Consider the following 26014-nt stretch of genomic DNA (forward strand, 5'->3'; position numbering starts at 1 on the left):
CCGTGGACCGGCATCCGCCCGCCCGCGCCCCGGACAGCCCCGCAGGGACCCCAGACCACCTGGCCGAACGGCTCACCGCGCTGCTGGGTCGCGAGGTCCGCCGCACGGCCCGGGCCGGGACCAGCCACGACTGGGAGATCTCCTACGCGGAGCTCACCGACGGGACCCGCCTGTTCGTCAAGTCCCTGCCGCGCGGAGCCCCGGCCAGCGGTGTGCTGGCAGCGGAGGCGCGGGGGCTCCACTGGCTCGGCCACGGCCTCGGCTCGCCCGCCATCGGTGTCACGGCCTGGGACGAGCGCACCCTGGTCCTGCCCTGGGTCAGGGAGGAGGAGCCCTCCCCGTCCGCAGCCGAACACTTCGGCCGACGCCTGGCTGGCATGCACCTGGCGGGTGCGGACCGCTTCGGGGCGGACTGGGCCGGCTACATCGGGCCGCTGCCCCTGGACAACACCCCCTCCGACGACTGGCCGTGCTTCTACGCCGAGCAGCGGCTGCGCCCCTACCTGCGCCGGGCCGTGGACCAGGGGGCGCTGACCCCCTCCGACGCGCGCACCGTCGAACGGGTCGTCGACGCCGTCCCCGGACTGGCGGGCTGGGCCGAGCCGCCCGCACGCGTCCACGGCGATCTGTGGAGCGGCAACGTGCTCTGGCGCGCCGACGACGCGGTGCTGGTGGATCCCGCCGCGCACGGCGGCCACCGGGAGGCCGACCTGGCCATGCTCGCCCTGTTCGGCCTGCCCCACCTGGACCGGGTCAGGGACGCCTACAACGAGGTGGCGCCGCTGGCGGACGGCTGGCGGTCGCGGGTGGCGCTCCACCAGCTCCACCCGCTCCTGGTGCACGTGTGCCTGTTCGGGGCGGCCTACCGGACCACCGCTCTGGAGGCAGCCCGCGCGGCCCTGTCCGGAGGCTGACCCGCCCGACGGCCGCGCCGCCCCCTCACCCTTTGACGCCGCCCGCGAGCAGGCCCCGTACGAAGTAGCGCTGGAGCAGGAAGAACACCGCCAGCGGCACGATCATCGACACGAACGCCCCCGCGGTCAGCCGGTGCCAGGCCTCGCCGCGCGTCCCGGCCAGTTCGGCCAGACGAACGGTCAGCGGGGCGGTCCCGCCGTCGCCCCCGGTGAAGATCAGCGCCACCAGCAGGTCGTTCCACACCCACAGGAACTGGAAGATCCCCAGGGAGACGAGGGCCGGCACGATGAGGGGCAGGACGATCCTCGTGAAGATCCTCCCGTGGCCCGCCCCGTCCACCCTGGCCGCCTCGAACAGCGACTTCGGTAGCTGCGAGACGAAGTTGTGCAGCAGGAAGACGGCCAGCGGCAGTCCGAAGACCGTGTGCGCCACCCACACGTTGGTGAAGGCCATGGCGCCTGTCAGCTCCCAGGCGGGCAGGACCTGCACGCCACCGACGGAGACGCCCTGGGAGAAGAACCGCAGCAGCGGCACCAGCGACATCTGGAGCGGGACGATCTGGAGGGCGAAGATCCCCAGGAAGATCCAGTCCCGGCCGCGGAAGTCGATCCATGACAGGGCGTAGGCGGCGAGCGCCCCCACCCCCAGTACGAACACCGTGGAGGGCAGGGTGATCACGATGGAGTTGACGAAGTAGCCGATGAGCTGTCCGTCGCTGGCACTGCCGAACAGGACGTCGCGGTAGTTGTCCAGGGTCACCTGGGGTGAGGAGAAGAACGTCCACCACCCGGTGGTGCGGATCTGTTCGGCGGGCCGCAGCGAGGAGACGAACAGTCCGGCGGTGGGGACCGTCCACAGCACGGCGATCGCCAGTGCCGCCAGGCTCGCCGCCGAGCCGCTCAGCCTGCGGCGCACGCGGGAGGCGGCCCCTCCCCGTGCCCTCGGTGCGGGCCCCTTGGTGGCCTCGGCGGCGGGGGCCGTCTGAGTGGTCGTCATACCAGTTCCCTCGACTTGCGGTTGCGGCGGATCTGCACGATGACCAGGGGGATGACCAGGACGAACAGGAACACCGCGAGGGCGGAGCCCTGGCCCACCTGTCCCTGCTGGAACGCCTGGCTGTACATCTCGTTGGCGATCACGCTGGTCCCGTAGTTGCCGCCGGTCATGGTGCGGACGATGTCGAACACCTTCAGGGTCTGCACGGTGATGGTGATGAGCACGACCAGCAGCGTCGGCCACACGGCGGGCAGCGTGATCCGGGTGAACAGGTGCCAGGCACCCGCGCCGTCGATGCGGGCGGCCTCGGTGATCTCGGCGGGGATCGCCTTGATGGCGGCGGAGAGCACGACCATCGCGAAACCGGCCTGTACCCAGATCAGCACCAGGATCAGCAGGAAGGTGTTGAGCGGCTGTTCGAGCAGCCACAGCCGCGGTTCTCCGCCGAGCCAGACCACGACCTGGTTGAACAGCCCGTACTGCTCCTGGTCGGCGGGACGGTAGGCGAAGACGAACCGCCAGATGATGCTCGCCCCGACGAGGGAGATCGCCATCGGCATGAACACCAGCGACTTGGCCACCGACTCGAACCGCGACCGGTCGATCAGGACGGCGTAGAGCAGGCCGACGGCCGTGGCGAGCACGGGGGCGAACAGCACCCACAGCAGGGTGTTGCGCAGGACGAGCAGGATCTCCGGACGCTGGAACATCCACAGGTAGTTGGCCAGCCCCACGAACTCGGTGCCCGAGCGGTCGTAGAGGGACAGCGTGGTCGTGCGCAGCATCGGGTAGACGAGCCCGCCGAGGAGGAGGACCAGGGCCGGGGCGAGGAAGAGGAACGCCTGCCAGCGGTCGCGCCGGGTGCGCGGCAGGTCCATCACGGTGAGCATCAGACCGATGACGGCCAGGAAGGCGGCGATCCCGATGAGCATCCACACGATCTTGGGAAGCTCGTTCAGGAACGAGTAGTCCATGGAGACCTCTTGTCGGTCGACAGGGGCGGTGGGGCCGACCCGCGCGGGCCGGCCCCCGTGTATTCAGGGCAGGGGCCTCTAGGCTGTGTTCTTTGAACCTCCGCCCGCCCGTCGCCCGCCACCGCCCTCAACGGACGCCTGGCGGCGCGGTTCTTGACCTGACCGTCGCCCGCCACCGCCCTCAACGGACGCCTGGCGGCGCGGTTGTTTCTTGGGTTCGTGCTCGGGCGCCCGGAGAACGGGAACCTTCGGCACCTACGGCGTGTTCACCCGTTCCTCGCGAACCCGCCTCCGGCACCTCCAGAACTCCGTGGGCGCCCTCGCAACCCCCTGCGGTGCGGCACCGCGTTCAAAGAACAGCTCCTAGGGCCAGGCGGACTCGATGGTCTCCAGGACGTCGTCGGTGGAGCTTCCGGTGACCCAGTCGACCATCCCGCTCCAGAAGACGTCGGTCCCCACGGAGGAGGGCATGGAGTCGCTGGCGTCGAAGTGGAAGACCGTGTCGGGCGCGAGCAGCACGTCGGCCGCGAACTGGGAGGCGGGGTCCTCGATCACGGACGTGTCCATGTTCCGGTTGGCCGAGATCCAGGCGCCCTGGGACGCGCGGCTGTCAGCGTACTCCGGGGTGGACAGGTACTCGTGCACCGCCGCGACCTCGGGCCGGTCGGCGAAGGGGACGGCGAACTCGCCGCCGCCCATGACCGGGACCTCGGCACCGGCCTCCAGCGGGGGCAGGACGAAGCCGTAGACGTCGCCGTCCTCGGCCACCACGACGTCCTCCTCGAACTGAGCGGAGTAGAAGGAGCCCATCAGGTACATCGCGCACCCGCCGTCGAGCAGGGGCAGGCCCGCCTCCTGGAAGGAGGTGACGGCGATGCTCTCCACCCCGCCGAACGTGCCGTTGACGTAGTCGGGGTTGCGGACGATGCCGTCGGCCAGGTCGAAGGCATCGGCGACCTGCGGGTCGTCGAAGGGGATGTCGTGGGAGATCCAGTCGTTGTAGGCGTCGGTGCCCGACGTGCGCAGCAGCGCGTTCTCGATCCAGTCCGTGCCAGGCCAGCCGGTGGCGTCGCCGGACTCGAAGCCCACGCACCAGGGGTCGGTGCCGGACTCGGCGATCTCGTCGCTCAAGGCCAGCATGTCGTCCCAGGTCTCGGGGGTCTCATAGCCGTTCTCCGAGAAGTAGGCCGGCGAGTACCACACCATCGACTTCATGTTGGCGCCGTAGGGGGAGCCGTACAGTTCACCGTCGAAGGTGGCGTAGCCGCGCCAGTCCTCGCCCCAGCCCTCCTCGACGTTGGCCCTGACCCCGTCGGCCACGGGGACCGCGTGGCCGTCCGCCACGACCCGCTCCAACAGGCCCGGCTGGGGGATCAGCGCCAGGTCGGGGGCGTTGCCGCCCTCCAGGCGGATGGGCAGTTGCGCCTCGAACTCCCCGCTGCCCTCGTGCTGGATGTCGATCCCCGTGCACGCCTCGAAGTCGGCCCAGGAGCGGTCCATGCGCTCGGCCTCCTCGTCGCGGATGGACGAGTAGACGGTGACCGTGCCCTCGGTGCCGCTCCACTGCTCGAAGGGGGCGCAGTCGACACCGGAGGCGTCGCCCGTGTCCGTGCCACCGCCCTCACCGCTGAGGAAGGTGCAGCCCGAGGCCGCGAGGACGACGCTTCCGGCCGCTGCCGCCAGTGCCAGCGATCGGCGGCGCGCTCGGTGCTCTGGTCTCAGCATGGGGGACCTCTCCCTTGTCTCGGGGGCCAGTGTGACCCAGGGCATAACGCTCACGATGCAAGCTGTTCTGGAAGGGAATGTCCATACTCTTCGCAAGATCTTTCGTAACAATGACGAAAACCCCTGGTGGCAACCGGAAAGTTCTTGCTGCTCTCCCCGGTGCCGGTCCTCACGCCGCACACCTGCGGGCGCTTCGGTGCGGCCGCGTTCTAAATTGGTGGCATGCCTGACGCATCCCAGGGCCCTGACCGGGGCGGACACAGCGGACCCGAACTGCACACCGCGCTCGTAGGGTACGGCAAGGGCGGCGAGGTCTTCCACGCCCCGCTCATCGACGCCGTCCCGGGCCTGCGGCTGTCCGCCGTGGTCACCGGCAGCCCCGAGCGCCGCGCCGCGGCCGAGGCCCGCTACCCCGGCGTCACCGTCTACCCCACGGCCGAGGCGCTGTGGGCCGACGCCGACCGGTACGAGATCGCGGTCGTGACCACGCCCAACGACACCCATGCGCCCCTGGCCCGGGCCGCCCTGGAGGCCGGGCTCGCGGTGGTCGTGGACAAGCCCTTCGCCCTGACCGCGCACCAGGCGCGCGCGCTCACCGGCCTGGCCGGTGAGCGCGGCCAGGTGCTCACCGTGTACCAGAACCGCCGCTGGGACGCGGACTTCCTCACCCTGTGGAACCTCGTCGAGGAGGGGGCGCTGGGCCGGGTGCACCGGTTCGAGTCGCGGTTCGAGCGCTGGCGCCCCGAGGCCAGGGGCACGTGGCGCGACAGCGGGGGCACCGCTGTGGGCGCGGGGATCCTCTACGACCTGGGACCGCACCTCATCGACCAGGCGGTCAACCTGTTCGGCCCGGTCGCCTCCGTCTACGCGGAGGTGGACGCCCTGCGGGAGGGCTCCGCCGACGACGACGTCTTCCTGGCCCTCACCCACGCGCGGGGGACCCGCTCCCACCTGTGGATGAGTGCGCTCAGCGCCCAGAACGGGCCGCGGCTTCGGGTTCTCGGCGACCGGGGCGCCTTCACCGTCCAGGGCATGGACGGCCAGGAGGCGCGGCTCGGCGCGGGTGAGCGCCCCGACGCCCCCGACTGGGGCGTGGTGCCCGAGGAGGCGTGGGGCGTGTTCGGCTCCGGAGGGGACGTGCGCCCGGTTCCCAGCGAGCGCGGCGCCTACCCGGAGTTCTACGCGGCGCTGCGGGACGCCGTGGGCGAGGGGGAGCCGCTCCCGGTCGACCCGCACGAGGTGATCCACGGCCTGGAGGTCATCGAGGCGGCGCGCCGCAGCGCCGCGACCGGTGCCGTGGTCCCGCTCAGCGGCGCAGCGCGTCGCGCGTGAAGTCCACGAGGAAGGTCCGCAGGCGCTCCTGCTCGGCGTCGGCGGCGGCGTCGGAGCCGAGTACGAGCCGGGTGATCTGCGGTGCGATCTGGGGCCACACCGCCAGACCGATCAGGGTGAGCAGCAGCCGCCGGGTGTCGGCGCACCCGGCCTCGGCCGCCCCCTCGGACAGGGACGCGACCTTGGCGTCGTAGAGGGCGGTGCGCTCCTCCTCCGCGGGCAGCCGCGTGTTGCCGTAGTGCAGCGACTCCCACAGCAGCAGGCGCAGCACCTCCGGATGGGAGCGGTGGTAGTCGAAGACGCGGGCGACGTAGGCGGCGGGGTCCTTGTCGTCGGGCAGGGTGACGGCCGTGGAGAGTTCGTCGAGGGCCTCGACCGCCACGTACCGGAACAGTTGTTCCTTGTCGCCGAAGTAGGCGTAGATGCGCTGCTTGTTGATCCCGGCCCGGTCGGCGATGCGGTCCACGCGCGCACCGGCGATGCCGTGTTCGGCGAACTCGTCCCGGGCCGCCTGGAGGAGGAGCGCTCGGGTGGTCTCGGTGCGGGTGGCGTTGCGCATGCCGCCAGGGTAGCCAACTGGGGGGACGCCGGTCCGGGAGGCCGAGGGAGGCCCCGGCCCGCGCGCGTCCGGCGGGGCCTATGTTGGAGGGAGGCCGGGAAGCGTTTCGAACGAAGGAGTCCTGCCGTGGCCCAGGTGCTCGTGGTCGCCGACGACCTCACTGGAGCCAACGCCACCGGGGCCAGGTTCGCCCGCACCGGGATGCGTGTGGCCACGGTGACGCCCGAGCACGTGAGCCGGGTGGAGGGCGACTACGACGTGGTCGTGGCCAACCTCGACAGCCGCCACGTCCCCGCCGAGCAGGCCGCGGACCTGGTGACCGACGTGGTCGAGGCCGTGTGGCCGGTGGGGCTGGTGGTCAAGCGCACCGACAGCACCCTGCGCGGCAACATCGGGGCGGAGCTGGAGGCGGTCTACGACGCGGTGTGCGAGCGAGTGCCGCCCGGGACGCGGGTGCGGGTGCTGTTCACCCCCGCCTTCCCCGGGTCGGGGCGTACCACCGAGAACGGGATCCATCTGCTCAACGGGCTCCCCCTGGAGCGCACCGACCTGGCGTCGGACCCGTTCAACCCGATGACCACCAGCGTGGTGGCCGACATCCTCGCGGCCCAGACCGACCTGCGGGTGCGCCACGTACCCGTCCGCCAGGTGACCCGGACGATCCTCACCGCCGAACTCCTGGCCGGGGACGAGCCGGTGGTGGTGTGCGACGCCAGCACCGAACAGCACCTCACCGACATCGCCGAGGCCGCGGCCGCCGCCCACCACGACCACGGTGTCGTGTGGGTGTCGGCCGACCCCGGACCCACCGGAGCCCTGCTCTCCTACGCCCTGCGGCTGCGCGGCCAGGCCGGGTCGCGCGGCCCCCTGCTCGGCGTCTCGGGCAGTACCACCGAGCTGACCCGCCGCCAGTTGGCCAACGTCGCCAGGACCGGGGCCGTGCGCTTCGTGGACATCGACGCCGTCGCGCTGAGCGACCCCGCTTCCGGGCACGCCGACGCCGTGGCCGGGGAGCTGGCGGACCGGCTGTCGTCGTCGGGCTTCCCGGACCTGTGCGTCCTGCGGGTGGTGACCACCCCCGAGGGGGTCAGGGCGCTGCCCGCCCAGACCAGGGCCGACCTGCCGGGGCGCATCGCGCGGCTGGTGGCCGACGTGGTCACCGGGCTCGCCGACACCCGCGGCGCGCAGTCCCTGCCCAGCGGCCTGTACCTGACCGGAACCGACCTCGCGGCCAGCCTGCTGGACGAACTGGGCGTGCACGCCGTCGAGATCGCCGGCGAGGTGGTCCCCCTGGCGGTACACGGGCACCTGAGCGGCGGTCCGCTGGACGGTACACCGCTCGTGGCCAAGGGCGGGCTGGTCGGCGACGACGGCACTCTGGTGGAGTGCCTGGCCAAGTTGCGCCGCGCCGTCCAGGCCCGCCTGCACCGCGTCCACTCGGAGGTCTCCGAGCACATCGTTCCCGTCCCCACTCGCGATACGGCCTGAGGGAGGGCCGTCTCACGCGGCGGCCGGTTCGGCTCCCAGGTGGTCGGCGGCCAGCCGCCCCACGAGCCAGGCCAGCTCCCCGGGTGCCTCCAGCGGCCCCATGTGGCCGGTCCCCGGGATCTCCCGGACCTCCTCGCAGTGGCCCACCAGCGACCCGATGCGGTGCGCGTGCCAGGGCGGGGTGAACGCGTCGTCGCCCCCGGCCACGACCACGGTCGGCGCCGTGAGTGCCCGGGCGGATCCGGACAGTTCCAGTTCGGCGAGCACCGCGCCCCAGCGGCCGCGTGGCACGCCGGCGCAGGCGTGCACGAGCCGGGAGGCCAGTTCGACGGTGCGGCGGTCGGCCTCCGGGCTCAGGACCAGGTACCTCAGCGCGGCCGCGGTCACCGGGTTGTGCGCGCCCAGTGGCAGGGTGGCGCGCAGGAAGGCCTGGGCGCCCAGCCGGCCGAGCGCCCCGGGAAGGGGGAAGGCGGTGGAGCGTGCGACGAGATCGGTGCACCCGGTGTTGGTGAGCAGGACCGCGGCGGTGCGGGCGGCGAACTCCCGGCGCGGCGCGGCGGCCATGACGGACATCCCGCCCATGCTGTGGCCGACCACGACCGCGGTGCGGCCCTGGGGGACCGTGGCCGCCAGGACGGCGCACAGGTCGTCGGCCAGCTTCTCCGTGCCGTATCCGGCCCTGGTGAGGGGGGTCTGGCTCCGGCCGTGGCCGCGCTGGTCGTAGAGGACAACCCGCATCCCCGCGTCCAGGGCGCGGACCACCGGGCTCCACGACGCCAGGGAGGTCGACCAGCAGTGGGAGAACACGGCGGTCGGCCCGTCCTCGGGGCCGCGCACCTCGACGTGCAGGCGGGTGGTGTCGGCTGAACGCACTTTGCGGACCTGGACCCGGTCCATGTGTTCGATGGCCATGGGGACCTCTCAGTCGTCGAGTGTGATGTCGGGGACCGCGAAGGGAGGGGTTCCGGCGCCGGTGACCGGGTGCCCGCCCCACAGGTTGGGCTCGCCCAGGTCCCCGGTGCCCTCGTGCCCGTGCGGGGTCCGGACCAGGACGGTGCGCGCGCCCCTGTCGAAGGCCTCGCTCACACCGGGGTGGGCGGAGAGCCGTCCGCGCCACCGGTAGTCGCCGGTCAGGGGGGAGAAGTGGCCAGCGAGGTGGGCGTCGACCTCCAGCGCGGCGCCGGTGCCCGTCTCCCCGACCGGGGCGATCGTCACCGGCCCCCGGTACCCCTCTTCCTCGTCGAAACCGCTCATCGCCTCCGCCTCCTCAGGCCGCCGCTGAGCCCGTGCGCGCACCGCGCGCCCGGGCCTTGCGGAGTTCGTAGCTGTGGGGGTCGAACCGGCGGGTGCGCAGCGCGAAGTCCCACGTGAACGTGGGCCACAGCGTGGTGTTGCGCCCCTCCTCGTTCAGGTACCAGCTATCGCAGCCGCCGGACACCCAGACGGTGCCCTCCATGGTCTCGGCGACCTTGTCGTTGTAGTCGCGCTGGGCGCGCGTCCGGACCTCCAGGCGGTCCATCCGGTTGCGGCACAGGTACGCCAGGGCCCGCATCGTGTACCGGACCTGGGCCTCGATCATGAAAACCTGGGAGGTGTGGCCCAGGCCGGTGTTGGGTCCGGCCAGCAGGAACAGGTTGGGGAACCCGGCGACGGTCGTGCCTCGGAACGCCTGGGCGCCGGCGCCCCAGTGCTCGGCGAGGGAGGTGCCGCCTGCGTCGAACAGTCGGTGCGCGATCGGCGGGTCGGTGACGTGGAAGCCGGTTCCGAGGATGATCGTGTCGACCCGGTGCTCGCTCTCGCGGCCCGAGGCGTCGCGTGTGACGACCGAGTCCGGCCGGATCTCGGTGATGCCGTCGGTGACCACGTCGACGTTGGGCTGGGCCAGGGCGGGGTAGTAGTCGTTGGACATCAGGATGCGCTTGCACCCGGCGCGGAAGTCCGGGGTGACCTTGGCGCGCAGCTCCGGGTCCTTGATGGCGCGCCGGATGTTGGCCCGGCCCATGGCCTCGACCACGCGCAGGAGGCCGGGGTTCTTCTCGAACCCGAGGACGTAGGTCTCCCGGCCCCAGTAGATGCTCCTGCGGGCGATCCGCTGCGCCAGGGGCAGGGTCCGGTACAGCCAGCGCTCCGCCCGGGTGATGTCGCGGTCGTGGCGGAACATCACCCACGGCGCGGTGCGCTGGAAGAGGGTGAGCCGGCCCGCCTCGGGCTGGATCCGTGGGACGAACTGGATCGCCGAGGCGCCGGTGCCGATCACGGCCACTCTGCGTCCGGCGAGGTCGTGGCCGTGGTCCCATTCGGCGGAGTGGAACAGCCTGCCCTCGAAGGTGTCGATGCCCTTGATGTCGGGGCGGGCGGGGTCGGCGAGCGGTCCGGCGCCGCTGATGAGGAACTGGGCGGTGACGGTTCCGCCGCTGGTCTCGATCCGCCACCGGTTGCGCTCGGGTTCCCAGTGGGCGGCCGTGACCTCGTGGCGGTAGCGCACGTGGCGGTCGACGCGGTACTCGCCCGCGACGCGCCTGATGTAGTCCCGGATCTCGGGCTGGGGGGAGAAGGAGCGGCTCCACCCGGGGTTGGGAGCGAAGGAGAAGGAGTACAGGTGTGAGGGGACGTCGCAGGCCGCTCCCGGGTAGTCGTTGTCCCGCCAGGTTCCGCCGATGCCGCCCGCGCGCTCCAGGACCGTGAAGTCGTCCAGGCCCGCCTGCTTGAGCCGGACCGCCGTGGCGATGCCGGCGAATCCGGTGCCGATGACGGCCACCCGGAAGTGCGGTGGTGCTGTGGTCACGATCAGGTCCCTTCGTGCGAACCGAACCGGTCCTGGGGCCGCCGGTCCGTGGGTGGGGGCCACCGCCGGAGAGCGTGGCGCGTTTCGCCCTCCGGCGGTGGTGTCTGGGGGTGGCCTCCGGGGCCGTCAGCGGCCGAGCAGCCCGGCCTTCTTCCAGAAGTACCTGCCGAGGCCGGAGATGGCCCCGGCGGTGTCCAGGGTGCCCACCACCTTGCGTGCGGCCCAGGTCTTGGTGTCGATCCAGTGCGGGTTGGCCCTGGCGACCCGGTAGGCCTCCTTGGGGTCCAGCCCGACCTGCGCGTAGGCCTTGGGGTTGATGAGCCGGGTCGCCGAGTAGTAGGTGACCAGGCCCAGCATGATCCGGGTGTAGGCCCTGTCGAGGGGGCCGCGCTCCGCCCAGTCGCGGGCGAACTCCTCGCGGGCGTAGCGCATGTGCCGAGCCTCCTCCACCACGTGGATGCGGGAGACGGAGCGCACCAGCGGCAGGATCTCCTCGTCCGGCACCGCCTCGCGCTGGAACTGGTCGAGGACCTCCTCCACGAACAGGGCGCCCGCGAAGATGAGCGGCCCGTGCGCGATGGTCTTGAAGAGGCGGCCCAGTTGGTGGGCGACCGGGTCGAGCCTGTGCGTGTGCCAGCCGAGCTTGCCCACCATCTTGGCGAACATCACCGTGTGGCGGCACTCGTCGGCGATCTCGGTGTAGGCGTACTGGACGTGGTTGGTGGTGGGGTCGTTGTCGTAGGCGTGCCGCACCAGCATCTGCATGAGGATCGTCTCGAACCAGATGCCGATGGTGGCGATCGAGGCGACTTCGAGGCGGCTGAGCTCCTTGCGCTGGGCCTCGGTGAGCCGGTCCCACAGGTAGGTGCCGTAGAGGGAGACGCGTTCGGGGCGGATGCCCCACATGTCGGGGTCGACGGGAGCGTCCCAGTCGATCTCCACCAGCGGGTCGAAGGAGGCCTTGGCGGAGCCGCGCAGCAGGCGCTTGGCGATGTCCTCGCGGTCGGTGAGCTTGGGGGCGGTGGTGGTCCGGGCGGTCATGTCGTCCCTCCTCGGGGGGCGTTCGTCAGGGGGGCGGCGCCGCTGTGGCGCGTGCGCAGGCCCTGGGCGATCTCGGCGCCGCCGAAGGTGCCCCGGGCGAGCAGGAGGCCGACCTGGAGCGACGCGATCTGTTCGGTGGTTCCGGGGAAGTGCCGGGTCAGGTGCAGTGCGGCCGTGCCGAGGGCGGTGGAGGCCACGTCCCTGGGCGCCCGCCGGGACGCCGCGGCACGGACGACCGCCATGACGGTGTCGCGTTCGCGTTCGGCGGGGACGAGGCCGTCGAGGGCGACGCCGGTGGCCCGGGAGCTCTCGTGGATGGGGGTGTCGACGTAGCCGGGGTAGACGGTGGTGACCCCGACGTGGGTGCCGTACTCGGCGCGCAGGCAGTCGGCGTAGGCGACCAGTGCGCGCTTGGAGACCGTGTAGGCGCCGGCGAAGGGGAGCTGGAGGTGGGCCAGCAGGGACGAGGTGACGATGACCCGGCCCCGGCTCTCGGTGAGGGCGGCGATCGCGGCCGAGGTGACCCGCCAGGCGCCGAGGAGGTTGACCTCCAGCGCCTGGTGCGCGTGCGTGTCGGGTGCTGCGCCGATGTCGACGGCCGGTCCGACGCCCGCGTAGTGGATGAGCAGGTCCAGCCGTCCGCCGAGGTCGGCGACGGCTTCGGGGACGGCTTCGCGCACCTGGGCGTCGTCGGTGATGTCGCAGCCGATCACGCCGGGGGCGGGCTTGCGGTCGAGGCCGACGACGTTCACGCCGAGGCGGCGGAGCACGGTCGCGGTGGCGCCGCCGAACGCACCGGAGGCGCCGGTGACGACGGCGTTCAGGCCGGGGAGTCGGCGCAGGTGGTGCGGCACGGGGGGCGTCATGTGATCTCCTCCACAGTCATTGCCAGAAAGTTACAACGCTCATTGTCACAATGCAACGGGTGTCATGGAGAAATTTACTGACGAGTAAGGTGAAGGTTTCGTAGACCGTGATGGAGGTCGGCCCCCGAACCGCGGCTCCGGTGCCGCCAGGGAACCGGAGGAGTGCTGGTGGAATCGCGGGCCAGGGCACGGGCGGCGGTCCCTAGGCTGGAGGCATGGCCGAATACCGCATTGACGAACTCGCCCGGCGCGCGGACACGACGGTGCGCAACGTCCGGGTGTACCAGGACCGGGGTCTTCTCGCACCTCCGCGCAGACGGGGGCGTGTGGGGATCTACTCCGAGGCGCACCTGGCACGTCTGCGGCTCATCGGCCAACTGCTGCGGCGGGGCTACACCTTCGCCAACATCGGGGAGATGTTCCGGGTGTGGGAGCGCGGCGGCGACCTCTCCGACATCCTCGGGTTCGAGTCGGCGATCGGGGACGCCTGGAGCGACGAGATCGCCGACTACGTCACCCTCGCCGACCTGCGCGGCATGTTCGGCACGGGGGTGACGCCCCGGACCATAAAGCGCGCCGTCGACCTCGGGGTCCTCGAACGCGACGGGCTGCGCTTCCGCGTGCCGAGCCCGCGGCTGCTGTCGGCCGGTGCCGAACTCGTCGCGATGGGCATCTCCGTGGACGCGGTACTCGACATCGCGGAGAACCTGCGCGACAAGGTCGGCCATGTCGCCGAGCACATGGTCCGCCTCGTCGCCGAGCACATCCTGGAGCGGTACGCCCCCCAGACGCTGGTCCGCAGCGGCAGCGAGGAGGTCACCGAGATCGCCGGGGTGATCCGCAGGGTGCGACCGCTCGCCCAGCAGGCCGTCGACGCGGTCCTGGCCCAGGCGATGGCGGAGAACATCAACGACGTGATGGGCGAGCACTTCGCCCTGGCAATGGAGCACCTGCGCGGTGAGGCCGACCGCTCCCAGGAGAACGAGGCGCCCGCCTGACCTGCCGGGGGAGCGCTCCCGCGCCGCGCGGGCGGGGGCGCCCCGGGGAGGCGCCCGACCGCGCCCGGTCAGTTCCCGTCGCCCCCGGAGCGGTCCTCGGCCACGGACAGCGGCAGCGACACGGTGTGGCGCAGTTCGGCGAAGGCCCCGGCCGGCACGGCGGGGGAGTGCGGGTACACGGGCCTCAGGCGGCGGTACTCCGCGCCCTGGGCGGGCCGCGGGTCCTCCTCACCCCGGTTCGGCCACAGAGACATGGCGCGCTCGGCCTGCGCGGTGATGGTGAGCGACGGGTTCACGCCCAGGTTGGCGGTCACCGCGGACCCGTCCACCACGTGCAGGCCCGGGTAGCCGTAGACCCGGTGGTAGGGGTCGACCACACCGCTGTCCGCACTGTCCCCGATCGGGCAGCCGCCCAGGAAGTGGGCCGTCAGCGGGATGTCGAAGACCTCCCCCCAACTGCCGCCAGGGAACCCGTCGATCTCGGTCGCCAGCCGCGAGGCAGCCTCCTCCGCGGCCGGGATGTAGCTGGGGTTGGGTTCGCCGTGGCCCTGCCGCGAGGTGAGCCTGCGGCCGAACGGGCCCCGTTTGAGCGAGGTGGTCAGCGAGTTGTCCAGGGACTGCATGACCAGCGCGATGACGGTGCGCTCCGACCACCGCCGGGTGGAGAGGCTGCGGGCGAAGACGTAGGGGTGGCGCAGGGCCTCCCCGAGGAACCGCAGCCAGCGCGGCACCCTGCCACCGCCCGGGACCTGGACGGTGGTGAGCAGCCCCATCGCGTTGGAGCCCTTGCCGTACCGGACGGGCTCGATGTGGGTGTTCCCGTCCGGGTGGATGGAGGAGGTGATGGCCACGCCCTGGGTGAGGGCCTCCTCCGGTGGCGGCACGCGGCGGCTCATCGCGCCGACCAGGGCCTCGGAGTTGGTCCTGGTCAGATGGCCGAGCCTGGGGGACAGGCGCGGCAGGGTCCCGGAGGCGCGCATCCGGTGCAGCAGGTTCTGGGTGCCCCAGGTGCCGGCGGCCACCACGACCTGGCCCGCGGTGAACGTGCGGGCGCCGCCCCTGCGCCGCCCGGTGGGGACGGTGTCGACGGCGAACCCGCCGCCGGGCAGTGCGCGGACGCGCTCGACCGTGGTCAGCGGGTGGATCCTCGCCCCGTCCCGCTCGGCGAAGTACAGGTAGTTCTCGGTGAGCGTGTTCTTGGCGCCGTGGCGGCAGCCGGTCATGCACTCGCCGCACTGGGTGCAGGCCCTGCGGTTGGGTCCGGCGCCGCCGAAGTAGGGGTCGCCGACCGGTGCTCCGGGCCCGCCCCGGTTCCCCGCGCCGTCCCGGCCGTCGCCGAAGCACACGCCCACGGGGGTGAGGCGGAACGAGTCCGCCACGCCCATCTGCTCGCCGACGGCCCGCAGGGCGCGGTCGGAGGGGGTGAGGGTGGGGTTGGTGCGGACCCCGAGCATGCGCCGGGCCTGGTCGTAGAAGGGCGCCAGTTCGGCCTTCCAGTCGGTGATGTGCCGCCACTGCGGGTCCTCGAAGAAGGGGTCCAGCGGGTGGTAGAGCGTGTTCGCGTAGTTGAGCGAGCCGCCGCCCACGCCTGCCCCGCCCAGGATCATCACGTCGCGGAGCAGGTGGATGCGCTGGATGCCGTACAGGCCGAGCCGGGGCGCCCACAGGAAGTTCCTGAGGTCCCAGGAGGTGGAGGGCAGTGTCTCGGGGGTGAAGCGGCGTCCGGCCTCCAGGACGCCGACCCGGTACCCCTTCTCGGTGAGGCGCAGGGCGCTGACCGACCCCCCGAACCCGGAGCCGATCACGACGACGTCGTATTCGTGCTGTTCGGAGGTGGTCTCGGGGTGGTGGGCGGCAGCGTTCGTCGTGCGCTGAGGGGACACGTGGGACCTCTCTTCGGATCAGGCGTCGCGATCCCGTAGTGCGCCGGATACGAGTCTGCAACGTCAAAGACGCCAACTAGAAATGTGACATTTTCTATTGTAACGTTCATCACTACCGCCGAGTAGGTGTGTTCATACAACACGCGAGGCGCGCATCGGCGCAACCCCTCACCCCCCATCGCCGCCCCGCGCGGCGAAGCTCTGGAGGTATCCATGTCCATGGCTTCCCATGAGGCGCCCGAGGCGTCCCGGGACGTGGCCGAACACGGCGGGGGCGGAACGCGCTGGCGCCGCTTCGCGCTCATCGCGGTTCCCGGCCTCACCGCCGCCGCCGTTCTGGGCGGCATGACCACTCAGGGGCTCCTGGCCGCCTCGTTCGCCGTCTCCGGCGACAACTTCAAGATGTCCGCCGACCGGTTCGCCGGTACCGGGTTCCAGCAGTACGGGGACGTGGCCTCCTCCGCGGACGGCTCCGAACGGGCGGTGGGCCTGTCCGCGGTCAACAGCGCCGAACTGGACAACCTGTGCATGTCCGCGCTGATGGACCTCGGGATCGGCGAGGCCACCCTGCTCATCAACGCCGGCGAGGGCACCCCGGTGGAGGGCACCGACCTCGTCTTGGACATCGAGCAGTTGCGGGGCGACGCCGAGTTCAGCGAGATCGAGATCGGCCGGGACGCCAGCACCCTGGACCAGGTCGAGGGGGCCCAGGGCCCTCAGGGCGGCTTCGGGCTGCAGTCCGACTCCATCACCGTGTCGGACATGGAGCTGACCACATGGGCGGTCACCTCCGGTTCGCTGCGCCTGAGCGGCCTCAGCCTCAAGGTCCTGCCCGGCGACCACGAGTGCTTCTGATCCCATGGCCCACGCACTCGACCTACTGCGCGCCGGATGGGGCCGCTTCCGTTCGTGGAGGCGCACCCGCCCGTTCTGGGGCGGCCTCCTGCTGGTGGCCGCGGGCGTCGAGATCCTGATCGCCCCCGCCGCCCAGAGCCTGATCATCCCGATCGACCTGATCATCTACGCCGGCATCGCCGGTGTCTCGGGGACCCTCATCGGGGCCCTGCTGACCGCCGTGGGTGTGTTGAGCTGGCTCCAGACCGCCCAGCACACGTTCTTCGGGATCGTCGGGCTCATGCTTGCGCTCGTGTCCTTCGTGACGTCCAACTTCGGTGGGTTCGTCATCGGCATGCTGCTTGGGATCATCGGCGGTGCGCTCGTCTTCGCGTGGGCTCCCGACGTGCGGCGGCGCCCGCGCGGGCGCCGCCGCACGCGCTCCCGGGCCGACGCCGGCGAGGGGTACGGCGGCGGGGAGCCCGCAGGGGAGGGGAGCGGTACCGACGGCGGCGGGGGCGTCCGTCCCCCGGCAGGGCACCGGCCGCTGGCGGCGGTGGCCCTGCCGGGGGCGCTGGCGCTGCTGCTGGCCTCGGGCCCCGCACCGGCCTCCGACTTCTGGGACTGGCTCTTCCCGGACAGGGAGGACCCGGAGGAGGCCGTCGACCCGAGCGCGGACCCCTCCGACGGCCCCACCGCTCCTCCCTCCGCCGCACCCTCGGGCGAGCCCTCGGCCGACGTGCCCCCCTCGGCGGAGCCGACCGGACCCGCCGGGGACGAGGACACCGAGGAGGACGCCGACGCCCCTGCTGAGGAGGAGGCCGGAGGGGCCGCCGAGGACTGCCCGATCCAGCAGGACGGTGCGCTCACCCCGGTGGAGACCGAGGAGGAACTGGCCGAGGCCGTGACCGCCTGCCAGGCCGCCGAGGCGGCAGGGGAACTCCCCGAGGTGCAGGCGGAGGTGCGCTACGACTGCTTCACCGGGTCGACCCGCACGTCCGGCCTGACCTCGGACGTGCTCCTGATGCACAGCGCCAGCTACGGCGGCGTCGTCGAGTGCCCCACGGCCGACGGCGTACGGCGCTACATCCGGCTCGACATGAGCCGGGCGGACTTCACCGGGGCCGAACTGTGGTTCCAGGACGCCGGGACCCGGATGAGCCTCGGACTGCCGCAGATGACGATGGACGGCGACGTGCACATGCACATCACCCGAATGCAGGTCACCGTCCTCGGCCTGGTGCCGCTCGACCTCACCCCCGATGACCCGCTGCTACCGCTGCTGGAGCTGCTGCCCCTGCTCTCGGCACTGGGCGTCCCCGTCACCGACGTGGACGTGGCCCAACCCATGGCCGCCACCGACCACATGTCCATCCCCGGACTGAACTCGCAGCACACCGGGTCCTGACGGCACGCGCACCGGGGGGCGGGGCGCCGCGGCGCCCCGCCCCCCGGCCGCCGTCAGCGTCCGGAGACCAGACGGCTGGGCCGCCCCACGTGGGACACGTACAGCGCGTCCCTGGCCCGAGTGGCGGCCACGAACAGCAGCGTCCGCTCCCGCTGGTAGGCGTGCTCCAGGGCCACCTGGTCGCCGTCGGCCGCCTCGATCGCCGCCTTGGGCGGGAGCAGGTGGTCGCTGACCCCCAGCAGGGCCACACAGCGGAACTCCTGCCCCTTGAGCCGGTGCATCGTGCCGATCCGCACCGCGGAGCCGTCCCCGGGGCCCTCCAGCGGGGCGGTGCGCACGCCCCCGGCCTCCAACTCCTTGGCGACGGCGCGCACCACCCACTGGTTGCGCCCGGCCACGGCGATGTCGGCGGGCGCGACCCCGGCCTCCAGCCACCCCCGGATCCGGCTTCCGAGCGCGGAGAGCTCCTCGGCGCGGTCGGCGCACGCGCGGACCACCGGCCGCGGTCCGTGCAGCAGCGACCGGAAGCCCGCCAGGGTGTCGGCGTCGTCGTCCATGCCGAGCGCGGCGCGCCTGCCCAGGATCGGGATGCTCCAGTCCAGGATCTCCTGGGTCACGCGGTAGCTGACCCGGAGCCTGCGACCGCGTCCGCGCACGTTGATCCCCAGCGAGGCCAGTGAGACGCGGTTGTCGGAGACGCGCTGGTGCGGGTCGCCGACGATGAACAGGTCGTCGGGGCCCTCGGGTACCGCCGCCCTGAGCATCCGCCACTGGGCCGGGTGCAGGTCCTGGGCCTCGTCGACCACCGCGTGCCGGAACAGGGGTTCGCCGCCTTCCAGCAGCCGGGCCGCCTCGGCGGCCAGCTGGGGCCGGGACCACAGCCCCTCGACGCGCATGGCGCCGACGTAGCGCCGCACGGTCTCCCACACCTGGCGGCGGTGCTCGGGCGCCAGGTGCTGCACCCGGCCGTTGCGGTCGCAGCGGATGTACTGCGGGAGTTCCTCCAGGTTCTGGGCGAGCAGGACCTGTTCCCACTCGTCGGCCAGGAACCGGCCGGAGAAGGGGAGGCCGTCGGCGACGGCCAGCGCGCGCCAGCGCTGGGCCAGTTCGTCCCCGTCGATCAGGCGCGGGGCGACGCCGGAGCGGGCCGTGGCCACGGAGCCGGCCAGACCGTCGATCGTGGACACCCGGACCCGTGCCCGGGTTCCGGGGGCGGGCAGCAGTTGGTCCAGGCGCTCGGACAGGGTCTGTGCGAGCGTGCGGTTGTCGGTGGTGAGCAGGATCGACGCGCGCGTGCTCTCGGGGCGGGCGGCCGCGTCCCGTGCCGCCAGGTGGGCGGCCCGGTGCAGGGCGATGACGGTCTTCCCGGTGCCGGGGCCGCCGGTGACCTGTACGGAGCCGTTGAAGTGGGCCTCGGTGAGGGCGTGCTGCTCCGGGTGGAGGCTGATCCGCCACTGGTCGAAGGGTGCCCTCAGGGCTCCGGCGAGCTCGGGCGGGCCGGTGGGCATGGGATCGGCGCCTCCGGCGGCCGGTGCGCCCGGGCGCAGGCTCCGGGCGAAGGTGAGCGCCTCCTCGTGCGGGCGCACGGCGAGCAGGCGGTAGTGCGGCTCCTCCGCAGCCCCGTCCTCCGCGGAGTCGGGCAGGACGACGCCGAACCAGTCGGGGGCGATGCCGAGGACCCGTACACGGGGATCGGCGGCACCCTCGACGGGTTCCAGCTCGGGGTCGTCGCCCGCCTGGCAGGCGCGCATCGCGGTCAGCGTGTGTAGCTGAACCTCGGGCGTGAGGCGGGTGAAGTCGCTGAGAAACGTCGGGGCGATCGCAAGGGCGGTCACGTCGTGTGGTCCTCCGGTCTTCGACCAATGGGGCGGGTGTGCGTGTGCGGTCGGAACGGACGGTGTGGAGCGAGAGGAAGCCGGCCGGTGGCCTCTGTACAGGAAGGATGCTCGCGGTGGAATTCCGGCAAACGCCGTTCGAGGGTCGATCCGCGACATCCGTGATAGCCGTTTTCATTCCGTCATCAGTACAGGTGGAAGCGGTTTTTACGGAAGCCCGTTCGATGGGGTTGGGCGGCTCTTCCGCAACGGGTTCCGGGGGTCCGCCTGACCTGGGGTTCTCTCGCGGGCTCTGCTGTCCGTAAATGGGTTAATGGACTGTCTGAAATGCGAGAAGCGGGGGTGCGCCCCTGAGTCGCGGATCGGGGTCCGGGGAGGTGGAAGCGGCTCCGGAGGCGTGCGCGGTGCGGAGTGCCGTCCTGGGGCCGCAGGGGGCGAACCCGGACATGCGGCAGGACCGAAACCCGGATCGGTGCGGGGCGCGATGACGGGATCGTGGCCGGATCAGGACACACGGGTGCGCGGAAGGGCCCGGGCAGATCGTGGGCGGATGCGCCCGCTCCGCGCGGCCCAGGGCTCTGCCGAGGTCCGTCCTGCCTCGGCAGAGCCCTCAACCGCACCGCAAGCCGGCACCCGGTTCCGGCATGGCCACGGTAGGCGAGCCCGCTCCGCACCTGCCGGGCGCCCCAGAGCAGGGCCTGGAGGCAGCCGGCGGAGCGCGGAGCCCGCCACCACAGGTAACTCTCGGACACCCGTCCACCCGGTCCGCGGCGTGCGCGATGATGGGTGCGCCCATGCCGACGGAGAGAAGGGGGCGCTGTGGCCGTGTGGATCGCTGCGGCCGGGGCCGGTGCGGGGTTCCTGGCGCTGGCCCCGCTGGCATGGACCTACCTGGCCAGCGCGGGCCGCCGCAAGCGCGCCGACCGTGTACCGCACCGGCCGGTCGCCGTCGTCCTCGGCGCCGCGGCCTGGCCCGAAGGGCCCTCACCGCTGCTCGCCCGCCGACTCGACCTCGCCGTCCGGCTCTACGACGAGCGCCGGGTCGACGCCGTCATCGTCTCCGGGGACAACCGCGAGGTCTCGCGCCGGGAGACCGACACCATGACCCGTTACCTCGTGGCCCGCGGCGTCCCCGCCGACCGGGTGCGGGCCGACCCCCACGGGTACCGCACCTGGGACACCTGCGTGCGCGTGCGCGAGCTCTTCGGCGTCGACGCCGCCACCATGGTCACCCAGGCCTTCCACCTCCCGCGCACCGTCGCGCTCGCCAGGGCCGCCGGGATCGACGCCGTCGGCGTCGGCGACGCGAGCCTGGGCGCCCGTCGGCGCTCCACCGTCATCGGCTACGCGCGTGAGGCCGGGGCCGCACCCAAGGCCCTGCGCGACGCCCTCCTGCGCCCCGCCCCCGCCGAGACCGGGCCCTGACCCGCCGCACCGGAGCCCGGTTCGCCGGGGCCGTGGCCGGGCGCGATAATCGGCCCATGAACGCGACCACGGGAAACGACGCGAACAGTGTGGACTGGGCCGCCCTGGCCCCCGAGGGCGGTGAGCGCATCCCCGACCTCCTGGCCTCGCTCGCCGGGAGCGACGCGGCGCTCTCCGACCTCCACGACATCATCCGCTACCCGGAGCCCGGCCACCTCGCCGCGCCCGCGGCGGTCGGCTTCCTGGTCGACACCGCCTGCTCCCCGCAGACCCCGGCCGCCGACCGCTGGCGGCCGCTCAGCCTCCTACTCGAGCTGGTCTGCGGCCACGCCGAGGAGTGCCTGCCCGCGCCCCGGAACCTCGCGCTGTGGCGGGACGAGGTCGCCTGGGTGGCCGCCACCGACCGTGAGAAGGCGCTCGACCAGTACCGCGCATGGATCGCGGAGGCCGCCGACGAGCAGGAGTTCCACCGCCTGAGCGACCGGCTCGCCGTCCTGGAGCGGCCGGAGGGGGCCCAGGTCCTGCGAGCCGCGCTCGACACCTACGAGGCGGTCCTCGCACGAGCGGGCGACCTGGCCGCCCTCCTCAAGGACCCTGCCGACCGGGGCGGCATGGACCGCGCGGCCGAGTGGGCGAGCTACGTGCTCGCCTTCCTGCCCGACGACGCCGAGCGCATCGCCGCCGAGATCACCGGGGCCTCCCAGGTCCTGCTCGCCAAGGACCTGCGCTCCGCACCCCGGCCCCCCGCCAACCTGCGCGAGGCCATGGCCGGCACGGACGGCGGGGAGCCGCTGCCCGCCGAACTCTTCGCCCTGGGCATGCTGGCCGACCCCCGCGACACCGACACCACGGTCGCCCTCGCCCACCAGATGGCCGGGGGCAACCTCTACAACTCCTTCGCCGCCTCCGTTGCCATGGTGCTCCTCCACGGGGAGGACACCCCCCGCGAGGCCCTGCGCCGGATCGGCCGGGGCGGTGGCACGTCCACGGGCTACGAGGGGCTGTTCAACGAGTCCTGGCCGCACTGCGGAACCCGGTCACCGCAGGTCCTGGGGTTCCTGGCTCTCGGCCGCGCCGGGACGCGGGCCCGCCGCCTGCGCCTGGACATGCTGCCCGGCCTCCTGGAGAAGGAGGAGGATTCCCGCGCACTGGTGGCCGGTGTCGCCTTGGAGACGGCGCTCGGCCCCCGTTCCAGGGGCTTCACCGCTCAGGAGCACGTCGAGGCCGACTACGGCGAGGACACGCTCAAGGTCCTGTGGGCCGTCGCCGAACTCCCGGCCTCCGCGTGGGAGGACGAGGAGTTCACCGCCACCCTGCGCGCGTGGGCGCTGCCGACCGACCGCGAGGAGTTCTGCGCCCTGGCCGGGGTGGAGGCCGGCCCCGGGGAGGCCGAGGAGACCGCCCCCGCGCCCCCCGCGCCCGAACCCGGCCTGTTCGGGCGCCTGTTCGGCGGTCGCTAGGCGGAGAGGGCGTCGTCGACCCCGGTCTCGTAGGGGCCGAGGAACCGGGGGTCCGGCGTGAACACCGCGTCGACCACCGCCGCCGCGGTCGCCGGTACCTCCCGGAACCAGCCGTAGACCGTGGCGAAGGTCCGCTCCCGGAGGCTGGAGTCGGCCACCCCCACCGCGTCGATGCCCGCCGAACGGCACAGCAGCACCGCACGCGGCAGGTGGAAGTCCTGGGTGACGACCGTGGCCGCCTCCACCCCGAACACCCGGTGTGCCCGGGTGCATGAGTCCCAGGTGTCGAAGCCCGCGTAGTCGGCCACCACGCGGTCGGCGGGCACCCCGGCGTCGATCAGGTACGCGCGCATCGTGTCGGGCTCGTTGTAGTGCTCCACGCTGTTGTCCCCGCTGACCAGGATCGCCCGCACCCGGCCCGCGGAGTAGAGCGCTGCGGCGGTGTCCAGGCGGCGGGCCAGCAGCCTGCTCGGCAGCCCGTCCGGGCGCACCCCGGCCCCCAGGACCAGGGCCACGGGACGCTCGGGCACCGTATCGGCGGGGTGGCGGTCGCCGGCGGTGGAGGCGAGGGTCCACAGGAACGGGGCGCAGCCCGCCGCCACGGCGACGGCGCACAGGGCGGCCATGCCCCGCAGCCCCAGCCGTTCCAGGGCCGTGCGGACGGCTTTCAGGGGGGAGGAAGCGGAGGTCGTCACGTCCGGGAAGACGAGCCGCACCGCCGAGAGGTTCCCGCGCCGGAGCCGCAGCGGCCCGCTCACCCCGGACCGTGCTCGACGCCGAGCGCGGCGAGTGCCCCGCGCACGCGGCCCCTGGCGGCCGCCAGCGCCCGCGCGGCCCGGTCGGCGTCCGCCCCTGACAGGAGCGACACCAGGGCCGCGCGGGTGTCGCCTCCGGAGCGGGCCAGCGCCCGCGCGCACACGTGCTCCTCCAGCCCGGTCGCCTCCGTCAGGATCGCCACCACCCGCCCGCGCAGCTTGCCGTTGGTGGCGTCGACCCCCACCATCAGGTTCGAGTACGTGCGTCCCATCCGCACCATGACGGCGGTCGAGAAGGCGTTCAGCGCCAGCTTCTGCGCCGTGCCCGCCTTCATCCGGGTGGACCCCGCGATCACCTCCGCGCCCGTGTCCATCCCCACGTGCACGTCCACGCCCGCGGCCAGCGGAGCGTCCGGGTTCGCGCTGATGAGCACCGTGGCCGCCGCGTGCTCCCGGGCGGCCTCCAGCGCACCGCCCACGTACGGGGTGCGCCCGCTCGCGGTCAGCCCCACGGCGAGCGAACCCGGAGCCAGCCCCGCCGCGTCGGCCCGGCCGGCGGCCCGGTCGTCCTCGGCCCCCTCCGCCGCGCGCGCCAGAGCACCGCCGCCGCCCGCGTGGTGGGCCACCACCCATCCGGGCGGCACACCGTAGGTGGGCGGCAGCTCGGCCGCGTCCTGGGCGGCGATCCGCCCCGAGGTGCCCGCGCCGAAGTAGTGGACGGCCGCGCCCGACTCCAGCGCCGCCACGGCCAGTTCCACGGCGCGGGCCAACTCCGGCAGGACCGCCGCGACGGCCCCCGGCACGGCCTGGTCCTCGGCGTTGATCCGCCGCAGGACCTCCAGGGCCGGGAGCAGGTCGATGTCGCGGGTCCCGTCGTTGCGCTCCTCGGTCGGCGAGCGGACGACCACGGCGTCACCGCCCTCCGCGCCGCCCCGATCCGGGGCCGTGCCCCGGGAGCCGTCCCCGCGCACGGCGTCCTCCCCTTCGGTCCGCACCGGCCACCTCCCCGTCACCCGGTGGTACGCAGTCCCCTGACTGCTTCGCGAGTGGTCTCCAAGGCACCGCGGCTCTCGGCCCGGCGGCTCTGCGCCACCCCCACGAAGAGGCAGTCCACGACCGTCAGTTGCGCGAGCCTGCTCGCGGTCGAGCCCGAACGGAAGGTGGTCTCCCGGGCCGCGGTCGTCAGCACGTGGTCGGCTCGGCCGACGGGGGACCGGGGGAAGTTGGTGACCGCCACCGTCCGAGCGCCGCGCCTTCCCGCCTCGGCGAGCGCGCGCACGGTGTCCAGGGTGGTGCCTGTGTGGGAGAAGCCCAGGGCCACATCGCGCCCGTCGAGCAGGGCCGCGCTGGTGAGCATGGCGTGCGCGTCCGTCCAGGCGAAGGAGGTCAGCCCGATCCGGTGCAGCTTCCGCCGGAGGTCGGCTCCCACGAAGCCACTCGCTCCCACCCCGTACACGTCGATCCGGCGGGCGGTGGCCAGCGCGTCGACGACCGCGCGCAGGACGTCGACGTCCAGCGCGGCACCGGTCTCCTGCACGGCGCGCGCGTCGGTGGCGGTGATCTTGCGGACCACCGTGCTCAGGCGGTCGTCCGGGTGGATGTCGCCCACGGGTTCGGGGGCGCCGGAGCGGGCGCCGCTGGTCCGGCCGACCTCGGTGGCCAGGGCCAGGCGCAGTTCGCGGTAGCCGCGGAAGTCAATGGTCCGGCAGAACCGGATCACGGTGGCCTCGGAGGTGGCGCAGTCCCCGGCGAGCCGGGTGATGGAGGAGGCGGCCACCCGCCCGGGGTCGTCGATGACCCGTTGGGCGACCCTGCGTTCGGCGGGGGCGAGGGAGGGCAGCAGTGACCGGATGCGCAGGACGATGGTGGGCACGGGGGACCCGGCCCCCTCCCAGGAGGTGCGGTCGACCGGAGACTGCGAAGTGTGCGCCATGGACGAAAGTTTCTTTCGGGCGTAGGGCGGGCGTCAACGGGGGGAAGGGAAACAGCGGGGAAACCCAGGATTCCAAGGGATCCGAGCGGGGCGGACGCCGGGGTGCCGGTTGCGGAGCGCGGGAGGACACCAAGAGTCGGTCGTGAATTCGGCTGGATCCGGGCCGGGGGGTGCTCACAGGGCGTGTGAGTCGCTAGTGTCGAACACATGACTCAGAACCATGACCCCAACACCGACCCGGCGGGGAACACCCAGCACTTCCGCCGGTTCGTCGATGAGAACCCCGCGGCCGAGGAGCCCGAGCACCGCCCGGTGCTGCCCATCGTGCTCATCGCGGTCGGGGTGCTCCTCGCCGTCGCCGTGGCGGTCGCGCTGTTCGTGACTCTGACCTGACCGGCCGCGCCCGCCGCCGCGAACGGTGATACGGTCCGGGCCGGGAAAACGTTCGCGGCCGCCCTCCGCTGCTGCTAAAGTCGTATGTGTCGCCAGCGGGGACGCTTTCCCTGCGCTCAGCGGCGGCGAGCGTCATTAGCTCAGTTGGCAGAGCAGCTGACTCTTAATCAGCGGGTCCGGGGTTCGAGTCCCTGATGACGCACCGGTGGACACCTCCCGGTCGGCCGGGAGGTGTCCGCGGCGCGGTGTGGTACACCACGCGCTGCGGGATGGTTCGAGCGGCTTCGGCCATCCGGTAGAGTTGTTCCCGTCGCCGAGGGGGACCGAAGAGTTTACCCGAGGTAATACGCGTCATTAGCTCAGTTGGCAGAGCAGCTGACTCTTAATCAGCGGGTCCGGGGTTCGAGTC

23 protein-coding genes and 1 tRNA gene are annotated in these 26014 nt (G+C 72.7%); 10 read left to right on the forward strand and 14 right to left on the reverse strand.

The annotated features are described in order from the left end of the window. Positions 1-2 precede the first annotated feature (2 nt). The gene (locus tag ACFHWE_RS15830) at positions 3-914 is read left to right on the forward strand and encodes a fructosamine kinase family protein (RefSeq protein WP_416602407.1); all 912 of its coding nucleotides are present in this window, start codon (positions 3-5) and stop codon (positions 912-914) included. A gap of 25 nt (positions 915-939) precedes the next feature. Here ACFHWE_RS15830 and ACFHWE_RS15835 read toward each other — a convergent pair whose 3' ends face one another. The 3 genes from ACFHWE_RS15835 to ACFHWE_RS15845 all read right to left on the reverse strand — a co-directional run bounded on the left by ACFHWE_RS15835 (position 940) and on the right by ACFHWE_RS15845 (position 4610). Then, positions 940-1911 (reverse strand): carbohydrate ABC transporter permease, encoded by a 972-nt coding sequence (locus ACFHWE_RS15835; RefSeq protein WP_416602408.1) that lies wholly within the window; start codon positions 1909-1911, stop codon positions 940-942. Next, positions 1908-2885 carry a carbohydrate ABC transporter permease gene (locus ACFHWE_RS15840; protein WP_028647530.1) on the reverse strand — a complete coding sequence of 326 codons (978 nt, stop codon included), beginning with the start codon at positions 2883-2885 and terminating at the stop codon, positions 1908-1910. The genes ACFHWE_RS15835 and ACFHWE_RS15840 overlap by 4 nt, the downstream gene beginning before the upstream one ends. Positions 2886-3248: 363 nt before the next feature. After that, positions 3249-4610, reverse strand: coding sequence for an ABC transporter substrate-binding protein (locus tag ACFHWE_RS15845; RefSeq protein ID WP_416602409.1), 1362 nt, complete (start codon positions 4608-4610; stop codon positions 3249-3251). A gap of 222 nt (positions 4611-4832) precedes the next feature. On the opposite strand from ACFHWE_RS15845, the gene ACFHWE_RS15850 reads away from it, so the two are divergent. Next, on the forward strand, positions 4833-5942 hold the full coding sequence (locus ACFHWE_RS15850; RefSeq protein ID WP_416602410.1) for a Gfo/Idh/MocA family oxidoreductase: 1110 nt from the start codon (positions 4833-4835) through the stop codon (positions 5940-5942). On the opposite strand, the gene ACFHWE_RS15855 is transcribed toward ACFHWE_RS15850, so the two are convergent. Then, positions 5917-6501 (reverse strand): TetR family transcriptional regulator, encoded by a 585-nt coding sequence (locus tag ACFHWE_RS15855; protein WP_416602411.1) that lies wholly within the window; start codon positions 6499-6501, stop codon positions 5917-5919. The two genes, ACFHWE_RS15850 and ACFHWE_RS15855, sit on opposite strands and share 26 nt — an antisense overlap. Before the next feature lie 126 nt (positions 6502-6627). On the opposite strand from ACFHWE_RS15855, the gene ACFHWE_RS15860 reads away from it, so the two are divergent. Continuing rightward, entirely contained in the window at positions 6628-7989 is a 1362-nt protein-coding gene (locus ACFHWE_RS15860) for a four-carbon acid sugar kinase family protein (RefSeq protein ID WP_416602412.1), read from the forward strand. A gap of 12 nt (positions 7990-8001) precedes the next feature. Here the strand turns inward: ACFHWE_RS15860 and ACFHWE_RS15865 are convergent, their stop codons facing one another. The 5 genes from ACFHWE_RS15865 to ACFHWE_RS15885 all read right to left on the reverse strand — a co-directional run bounded on the left by ACFHWE_RS15865 (position 8002) and on the right by ACFHWE_RS15885 (position 12681). Beyond that, positions 8002-8901, reverse strand: a complete 900-nt coding sequence (locus ACFHWE_RS15865) for an alpha/beta fold hydrolase (protein WP_416602413.1) — start codon at positions 8899-8901, stop codon at positions 8002-8004. 9 nt (positions 8902-8910) lie between these two features. Then, positions 8911-9243: a DUF4873 domain-containing protein gene (locus ACFHWE_RS15870; protein WP_416602414.1), complete on the reverse strand. Its 333-nt coding sequence runs from the start codon at positions 9241-9243 to the stop codon at positions 8911-8913. Between the two features lie 13 nt (positions 9244-9256). Next, positions 9257-10774: a flavin-containing monooxygenase gene (locus ACFHWE_RS15875; protein WP_416602415.1), complete on the reverse strand. Its 1518-nt coding sequence runs from the start codon at positions 10772-10774 to the stop codon at positions 9257-9259. 126 nt (positions 10775-10900) lie between these two features. Next, on the reverse strand, positions 10901-11815 hold the full coding sequence (locus tag ACFHWE_RS15880; protein WP_416602416.1) for an AurF N-oxygenase family protein: 915 nt from the start codon (positions 11813-11815) through the stop codon (positions 10901-10903). Then, positions 11812-12681 (reverse strand): SDR family NAD(P)-dependent oxidoreductase, encoded by an 870-nt coding sequence (locus ACFHWE_RS15885; protein WP_416602417.1) that lies wholly within the window; start codon positions 12679-12681, stop codon positions 11812-11814. Before ACFHWE_RS15885 ends, ACFHWE_RS15880 begins: the two co-directional genes overlap by 4 nt. Positions 12682-12896: 215 nt before the next feature. On the opposite strand from ACFHWE_RS15885, the gene ACFHWE_RS15890 reads away from it, so the two are divergent. Then, on the forward strand, positions 12897-13679 hold the full coding sequence (locus ACFHWE_RS15890) for a MerR family transcriptional regulator (protein WP_416602418.1): 783 nt from the start codon (positions 12897-12899) through the stop codon (positions 13677-13679). 68 nt (positions 13680-13747) lie between these two features. Here ACFHWE_RS15890 and ACFHWE_RS15895 read toward each other — a convergent pair whose 3' ends face one another. Then, the gene (locus ACFHWE_RS15895) at positions 13748-15562 is read right to left on the reverse strand and encodes a GMC oxidoreductase (protein WP_416602419.1); all 1815 of its coding nucleotides are present in this window, start codon (positions 15560-15562) and stop codon (positions 13748-13750) included. 213 nt (positions 15563-15775) lie between these two features. Here ACFHWE_RS15895 and ACFHWE_RS15900 point away from each other — a divergent pair, with 213 nt between their 5' ends. Further along, positions 15776-16417, forward strand: a complete 642-nt coding sequence (locus tag ACFHWE_RS15900; protein WP_416602420.1) for a DUF6230 family protein — start codon at positions 15776-15778, stop codon at positions 16415-16417. A gap of 4 nt (positions 16418-16421) precedes the next feature. Next, positions 16422-17804, forward strand: coding sequence for a DUF6114 domain-containing protein (locus tag ACFHWE_RS15905; protein WP_416602421.1), 1383 nt, complete (start codon positions 16422-16424; stop codon positions 17802-17804). Between the two features lie 53 nt (positions 17805-17857). Here the strand turns inward: ACFHWE_RS15905 and ACFHWE_RS15910 are convergent, their stop codons facing one another. Continuing rightward, positions 17858-19639: a UvrD-helicase domain-containing protein gene (locus ACFHWE_RS15910; protein ID WP_416602422.1), complete on the reverse strand. Its 1782-nt coding sequence runs from the start codon at positions 19637-19639 to the stop codon at positions 17858-17860. An 819-nt stretch (positions 19640-20458) separates the two neighbouring features. On the opposite strand from ACFHWE_RS15910, the gene ACFHWE_RS15915 reads away from it, so the two are divergent. Both ACFHWE_RS15915 and ACFHWE_RS15920 read left to right on the forward strand, forming a co-directional pair. After that, positions 20459-21064: a SanA/YdcF family protein gene (locus ACFHWE_RS15915; RefSeq protein ID WP_416602423.1), complete on the forward strand. Its 606-nt coding sequence runs from the start codon at positions 20459-20461 to the stop codon at positions 21062-21064. 56 nt (positions 21065-21120) lie between these two features. Then, positions 21121-22524 carry a hypothetical protein gene (locus ACFHWE_RS15920; RefSeq protein ID WP_416602424.1) on the forward strand — a complete coding sequence of 468 codons (1404 nt, stop codon included), beginning with the start codon at positions 21121-21123 and terminating at the stop codon, positions 22522-22524. On the opposite strand, the gene ACFHWE_RS15925 is transcribed toward ACFHWE_RS15920, so the two are convergent. The 3 genes from ACFHWE_RS15925 to ACFHWE_RS15935 all read right to left on the reverse strand — a co-directional run bounded on the left by ACFHWE_RS15925 (position 22521) and on the right by ACFHWE_RS15935 (position 25212). Then, positions 22521-23174, reverse strand: a complete 654-nt coding sequence (locus ACFHWE_RS15925; protein WP_416602432.1) for a SanA/YdcF family protein — start codon at positions 23172-23174, stop codon at positions 22521-22523. The genes ACFHWE_RS15920 and ACFHWE_RS15925 overlap by 4 nt on opposite strands. A gap of 104 nt (positions 23175-23278) precedes the next feature. Continuing rightward, positions 23279-24274 (reverse strand): N-acetylmuramic acid 6-phosphate etherase, encoded by a 996-nt coding sequence (locus ACFHWE_RS15930; protein WP_416602425.1) that lies wholly within the window; start codon positions 24272-24274, stop codon positions 23279-23281. A 14-nt stretch (positions 24275-24288) separates the two neighbouring features. Further along, positions 24289-25212 (reverse strand): MurR/RpiR family transcriptional regulator, encoded by a 924-nt coding sequence (locus ACFHWE_RS15935; protein ID WP_416602426.1) that lies wholly within the window; start codon positions 25210-25212, stop codon positions 24289-24291. Between the two features lie 207 nt (positions 25213-25419). Between ACFHWE_RS15935 and ACFHWE_RS15940 the strand changes: the two genes are divergently transcribed. Together ACFHWE_RS15940 and ACFHWE_RS15945 are read left to right on the forward strand one after the other, a co-directional pair. After that, positions 25420-25605: a hypothetical protein gene (locus tag ACFHWE_RS15940; protein ID WP_416602427.1), complete on the forward strand. Its 186-nt coding sequence runs from the start codon at positions 25420-25422 to the stop codon at positions 25603-25605. 129 nt (positions 25606-25734) lie between these two features. Then, positions 25735-25807, forward strand: a tRNA-Lys gene (locus ACFHWE_RS15945). Positions 25808-26014 lie beyond the last annotated feature (207 nt).

Source organism: Nocardiopsis sp. LOL_012 (assembly GCF_048060475.1).
Lineage (GTDB): Bacteria > Actinomycetota > Actinomycetes > Streptosporangiales > Streptosporangiaceae > Nocardiopsis.